General features: G+C 61.2%; 5 protein-coding genes. 1 reads left to right on the top strand and 4 read right to left on the bottom strand.

The genetic code is table 11. The annotated features are described in order from the left end of the window. A partial coding sequence (locus AC6FTP_RS00630) for a hypothetical protein (protein WP_497204959.1) occupies positions 1-2236 on the top strand: 2236 nt, incomplete at its 5' end. Between the two features lie 199 nt (positions 2237-2435). On the opposite strand, the gene AC6FTP_RS00625 is transcribed toward AC6FTP_RS00630, so the two are convergent. The 4 genes from AC6FTP_RS00625 to AC6FTP_RS00610 form a co-directional block, all read right to left on the bottom strand. Next, positions 2436-4034 carry an NAD(P)/FAD-dependent oxidoreductase gene (locus AC6FTP_RS00625; RefSeq protein ID WP_497204958.1) on the bottom strand — a complete coding sequence of 533 codons (1599 nt, stop codon included), beginning with the start codon at positions 4032-4034 and terminating at the stop codon, positions 2436-2438. Beyond that, complete coding sequence (locus AC6FTP_RS00620; RefSeq protein WP_497204957.1) at positions 4034-4471, bottom strand: PIN domain-containing protein; 438 nt, start codon at positions 4469-4471, stop codon at positions 4034-4036. The genes AC6FTP_RS00625 and AC6FTP_RS00620 overlap by 1 nt, the downstream gene beginning before the upstream one ends. A gap of 11 nt (positions 4472-4482) precedes the next feature. Further along, a complete protein-coding gene (locus AC6FTP_RS00615; RefSeq protein ID WP_497204956.1) occupies positions 4483-4686 on the bottom strand; it encodes a type II toxin-antitoxin system VapB family antitoxin in 204 nt (67 codons plus the stop codon). Between the two features lie 61 nt (positions 4687-4747). Next, a complete protein-coding gene (locus AC6FTP_RS00610; RefSeq protein WP_497204955.1) occupies positions 4748-6172 on the bottom strand; it encodes a nucleoside recognition domain-containing protein in 1425 nt (474 codons plus the stop codon). Between the last annotated feature and the right edge of the window lie 9 nt (positions 6173-6181).

The following is a 6181-nucleotide window of genomic DNA, read 5'->3' as shown; positions in this document are numbered from 1 at the left end:
CGGTCCTGCCATCCGAGTCGTGCCGGGCTCCTTTGCCTTTCAGAGTATCCAGGTGAATACCACCCGGACTGCTCCCATCACCGTGATGAATCCCAGCTCCTCTGCGGTGACGGTGACGCGGGCAGAAGTGAGTGGATCTGCTTTTCAGTTCACTGGCATCACCTTTCCTGTCGTCATCCCTGCGGGCGGTAGCATCACCGGCACTCTTTCTGCCAGACCTACCATCATAGGCAACGCAGGTGGCTCCGTGCGCTTCGTCACGGACGCTGGCTCGGCTGTCACCGTCACTGGGGTGCATGGCACTGGCGCGCCATTACCCGCTTACTTCTCTACCCACCCATCCTCCCGGTGGGTCACGCTGGGGAGTGGCACCTCCCTCTACGCCACTATTGTGGGCGCAGTGAGTCGCTTCGAGTGGACGAAGGATGATGTCGTGATTCCAGGGGCCACGGACTCACACTTCCTGACGCCGGCACTGACGCTGGCGGATGCTGGAGTTTATCGCATCAAAGCTTACCTCCCGGGTGGAACGGTCATCACCTCGAATCCAGCCCATGTGGGGGTCATCCAGTCGCAGTCTCTGGCGTCCACGCGAGATGCTGGCGGCACGCTGGAACTGAGTACCACCGTGGCGGCACCAGGGTTGACCTATGCATGGAAACAGAATGACAGCGCTCTGCCTGGCACGGTGGCGGACGTGGTGGTGAATGGCGGTCAGCTCAGGCTTTCACCCATCCGATTCGAGCATGAAGGGGTAATCACCTGTGATGTGACGATGACCAATGGCGCAGGCGGGAATCCCCTGGGCTTCCGCGCCATGACTTACAATCTGACGGTGCCCCAGCCGCCTCGTATCACGACCGCCAGCCTGGGCCATGCGCAGGTGGGGCAGAATTTCCAGATGACTTTGGCGAAGAACTCCACCAAGCCCGTGAATGGCTTTGAGGCCACGGGGCTGCCACCGGGCATGATCATCTTTGCCGCCACAGGCATCATCGCAGGCGCACCGCTGCCAGAGAGCATCCCGAATGGGAATCCACCAGGGCAGGCGGTGCTCTACACCGTGCGTGTGAGTGCCGCGAATCAGTATGGTCGTGGTCCGGAAGCGGAACTACCGCTCTGGGTGCATGAGCCGAGCCGCAGCAGCCGCTTCGTGGGACTCACCGGAGGCGGGGTGCCCAATGGCCGTGAAGGACGCTGGCAGGCAACCATGACCTCGGGTGGTCAGGTCACGGCTCTGATCGATAGTGGAGCGCTGCGGGTCAGTGTCGCGGGAACACTCAATTTCGATACCCTCTCGGGTGATATGAAGGGGCGACTGGTCGGCGGCGTGAGCCTGTTCGATGTCAGGCTCCGCAACGGCATAGTCCTGGAGTTGGATGCCGTTTATCCTGCGTTGATAGCCCTCCAGGCCGGCATCTGTGTCGAGCGCCTGAATCCAGCCCAGCAGCCGCCGGGGCTTTACCCCACCGCCCTCATGGCGGCCGGCACAGTCAACTACTCAGACTATCCCTATGGCGCGAGTCTCATCATGGCGAGACTGGGTCCTGGCCCACGCATGACCTGTGCTGGTGTCATGGCGGATGGCAGCACCGTGACGAGTTCTGGAGAGCTTGTTCATGACTGGGTGGATACCACCAAAGTCCGCTATCCATTCTGTCTCCGCACGGCCAACGGGCTGGGCCTCGTTCAGGGCTGGCTCATCGCAGGGGGGGGCCTCATGGATGGCCACCTCTTATGGGTTCAAAGTCCTTCGCCACTCTCTCCCAGCTATCCTGAAGGATTCCGCATGAACTCCCCCTCTCTCTATCTGCAAGCCTTCGGCAGCCTCCATATTCCGCCAGGGACTGGCACCACACTGCTGAACCTCCACACCGAGCCGCAGCGTGTGAGCGCCTCCCATGATTTCGGTATCTCCAGCAGTCTGAATCGTCTCTTCAGCATTGATACACGGCACCGGGCCACACCGCTCGCCCACGGCGACAGACAGGCCTCTTTGACCATCAATCGGGCGGACAGCAGCTTCAGCGGCAGCCTGGAAGTGGACACTTATCGCGGAAAGCCGCTGATGGCCAAATACCGTGGACTCTTGGTGCCTCGCCTTGGTCAGGGCGTTGGCTTCCTTTTGCACCCGAAGATGGAGCTTTATGAGGAAAACCTCCGCAACCGCCGGGGCGGCATCCTCATCCCCTTCGAGTCCTTTGCCGTGGATCTGAAGCCTGATGTCACCAAGTGAAGGGCCTGCGGCGGCGCACGCCCCTTGGCTTTCTTGGCCCATGTCACTCCCAGCAAGCATCTGCCGAGACTCTGCCGCTGGACACCGATCCCTGGGAGACCTTTTAGCGTGATGAACTGCGCCCCGCCTGGCAGCACTTCGAGTCCAGGCACGAGGTTCCCGAGATGCTGATCGAGAGCGGGCGCTATCGCATGAAGCTTTAGGAACGCAGCACGGCTTCGGCCACTCTCATGCCGTCGGCGGCGGCGGAGATGATGCCGCCGGCGTAGCCTGCGCCTTCTCCGGCGGGGTAGAAATTCCCGATGCTGGTGCAGACGAGTGTCGTGGGATCACGAGGGATGCGGGCGGGCGATGAACTGCGTGTCTCGGCACCGGTGAGCACGGCGTCATCGAGGGCATAACCGGGGAGCTTTTTGGCGATCTCGGGGATGGCGAGCTTGAGGGTGGCGATGACATACTCGGGCAGGCATTCGCGGAGATCGGTCGAGACGACGCCAGGCTCGTAGCTGGGCTTCACACTGCCTTGTCCGGTGGAGGCGCGATTGGAAAGCAGATCGCCGAGGAGCTGGGCTGGGGCGTGGTAATTTTCACCGCCAAGGCGATAGGCGGCGCGCTCGATCTGTCGCTGAAACTCGATGCCCGCGAGCGGATGATGCTCGCCGTAATCCTGCGGGCGGATATCGACCATGAAGCCGCTGTTCGCATTCGACTCCTCACGGGCATAGCTGCTCATGCCGTTCGTGACGACCATACCAGCTTCGGAATTGGCGGCGACGACGAGTCCGCCGGGGCACATGCAGAAGCTGTAAGCGGCGCGGCCTGTGGGTGTGTGGGAGACGAACTTGTAGGGCGCGGAGCCGAGGCGCGCGTGGCCCGCCCATTTGCCATAGAGCATCTGGTCCACGAGTCGCTGCGGATGCTCGATGCGGACGCCGACGGAGAAGGGTTTGGCCTCAAAGGGCACACTGTGGCGATGCAGCATTTCAAAGGTATCCCGGCTGCTGTGCCCAATGGCAAAGATGACGGGCGCGCCCTCGATCACGGAGCCATCGGCGAGCACGACGGCACGCATGATGCCCTTTTCGATCACGACATCGCTGACCCGAGCGCCGAAGCGCACCTCGCCACCGAGGGAGATGATCTCTTCGCGGACATGACGCACGACTTTGATGAGTCGGTCCGTGCCGATGTGCGGTCGGGCTTTAATGAGAATGTCATCGGGAGCACCGGCGGCGACGAGTTCTTTGAGCAGCCAGGGGATGCGGTGCTCGCGGTCGCGGATCTGGGTGTAGAGCTTGCCATCGGAAAAGGTGCCCGCACCACCTTCACCGAACTGCACATTGGACTCGGGATTGAAATCCCATCCGCGTCGCCAAAAGCCGGTGACATCGCGGGCGCGGTCCCCGGCGGCCTTGCCACGCTCCAGCAGGATCGGTTTGCGCCCCGCACGAGCCAGCAAGAGCCCGGCGAAGAGTCCACACGGGCCGGTGCCGACAATGACGGGGCGATCTGAAACGACATGATCAGGACGTGACGGGCACTCGCGGTAGGTCTCATCGGGTGCCGGGATGATCTGAGTGTCCTTGGCGAGTGACTTGAGCACTCGCGGCTCATTTTCCACCTCGGCGAGCAAGGTGTAACTGAATGAGACATGCTGACGGCGGGCATCAATGGCGCGCTGTTTGATGGTGAAACCGCGCAGGTCTTTGTCCGCGATACCGAGGCGCTTCAACAGCGCAGGACGCAGGTCGGCATCGCTGTGATCGACGGGGAGAGTGAGCTGGGAGATTTGCAGCATCAGACGCCCTCACCTCCGCGATTCTCCGGTAAGTAACTGCCGCCATATCCTGGGTGATAAAGAGTCAGCCCCATCATGCCCGCCATGGCATCGAAGTGCTTATCTTTAGCATAGACTCGGAGGTCTCGCCGCAGGGCCACCGTGGCGATGAGGATGTCATTCCACGGAGCGGAGATGCCTTTGTCCCGGAGGAACCAGGCGAAGGAGATGGCTTTTTCCCAGTCTTTCGCATCTGCCTGGATGTGCGGGATGATGGAGAAGTACTCGGACATGCGCTTCCGCTCTTCTTTGCGGGCACCGCCGAGTACTTCCAAAAGCACCGGGTTGGTGGTGGCGGCCTCGTATTCTTCGAGAAGGGCTTCGAGAGCCACCTTCGCGCCGAGGTCGCCATCACGACGGGAGGCTTCGATCCAGATGGAGGAATCAACAAGAACCATGGGGGCAAAAATCAGATGTCCTGCTTCTCGATTTCCTCATTCAAGAGAGGATAATCAAAGGCACCCTGCCGGAGCAATTTGCCAAACTCCTTGGCCTTCTGCCGCTTCACAAATTCCGTGACAGCCCGTGCCACAGCAGGACTCTTTTTGCTCTCCCCCATCATGCCAACGAGGTCGTTGAGGATGCTTTCTTCAATATCGACGGTGATTCTCATGGTGGCATCTTGAATCTTTTAGCATCAAATACAACACTTATTTTCATCTTTTAGATGCAAATCACCCAAACAAAAGTCTCCCAAAGGCCACCGCAGCGACCATGCCGATGAAATCCGCCGTGAGGCCGGCCATCAGCGCGTGGCGGAAGCGGCGGATGCCGACGCTGCCAAAATAGACGGTCAGCACGTAGAAGGTGGTCTCGGTGGAGCCGTAGAGGATGGCGGCGGTGAACTTCACCATCTCACTGAGGTCCGGGCGGGTGAGAATCTCATTGAGGATACCCTGCGCCCCAGAACCACTGAGCGGACGCATCAGGGCCAGCGACAAAAGCTCGACGGGGAAGCCGAGCAAGCCAAGCACGGGCGCCAGCGCATACTCCAGAAGCTGGAACGCGCCCGACTCTCGCAAGATGGCCAGCACGGCGAGCATGGCGACGAGATAAGGCATGATGCGCACGGCGACTTGGAAGCCTTCTTTGGCACCATCGACAAACTCCTCATAAACCCGCACGCCCCGTGCCCAGGCGACACCGACGGCGAGGATCAGGATGGCAGGGATGGCCAAACCAGAAGTGCCGTCCATCATGCGGCGCCACATCGGCGGCTCGGGCTTGGTCTCGGTGGCGACGGTCGCCAAAGCCAGCTCTTTGTTCTTGGCGAGAGTCGCGGTGGCTTCGGCTTTCCGCTGAGCGGATTTTTCCAGCACGCTGGCGAGGCCGGACTGCTCCAGCACGGTCTGCCGCCAAGCGGGCGGGCCAAGTTCAAGCGCGGAGACGCCGATGAAAAGGACGGTGAGGATCGTGAGCCAGGTGCGGGCTTTGGTGGAGATGCGGCCTGTTGTGGTCGTCGTCGTGCTGGTGCTCGCGGGAACCTCCTCTTCATCCGGCTGCGGAGTGAAGCGCGGCAGCCTTTGGAAGCTCTTCGCCGCCATCACGGCACCGATGGACGCACAAGCCGTGGCGAGGATGGTGGGGACGATGACCTGGTAGCTGTTGCGGATGCCAGCGGCGTTCAGGAAGTTCATCGCCGACATCGGGATGAGGGTGAAGGCACCCGTGTTCAACGCCAGGAAGGTGACCATCGCATTACTCGCGCTCTGCTTGTGCGGGTTCAGTTCTTGGAGATGGCCCATCGCTTTCAGGCCGAGCGGCGTCGCGTTGTTCGAGAGGCCGAGCATGTTCGCGGAAAGGTTCATCACCATGGCACTCATCGCCGGATGGCCGGTGGGCACATCGGGGAAGAGCCTGCGCAGGAGCGGCGAGAGCACCCGCACCACCGCCTCCAGCACGCCCGCCTTTTCTAAAAGACGCAGCACACCAAGCCAGAACATCATCATGCCCGCCAATGGGAGAGCGATGCCCATGACGGCTTTCTCCGCGCCTTTCATGGCGGCATCGATCACGCTGGCATCACCAGACACTCGCCCAACCAGTCCGGCGACGATCAACCCAACGAACAGGAGAGTGGCCCAAATGTAGTTTAGCATGGCAAAACG

It is taken from the genome of Prosthecobacter sp. (assembly GCF_044378005.1).
In the GTDB taxonomy this organism is placed as follows: Bacteria; Verrucomicrobiota; Verrucomicrobiia; order Verrucomicrobiales; family Verrucomicrobiaceae; genus Prosthecobacter.
This window is presented reverse-complemented; position numbering and strand designations above follow the sequence as displayed.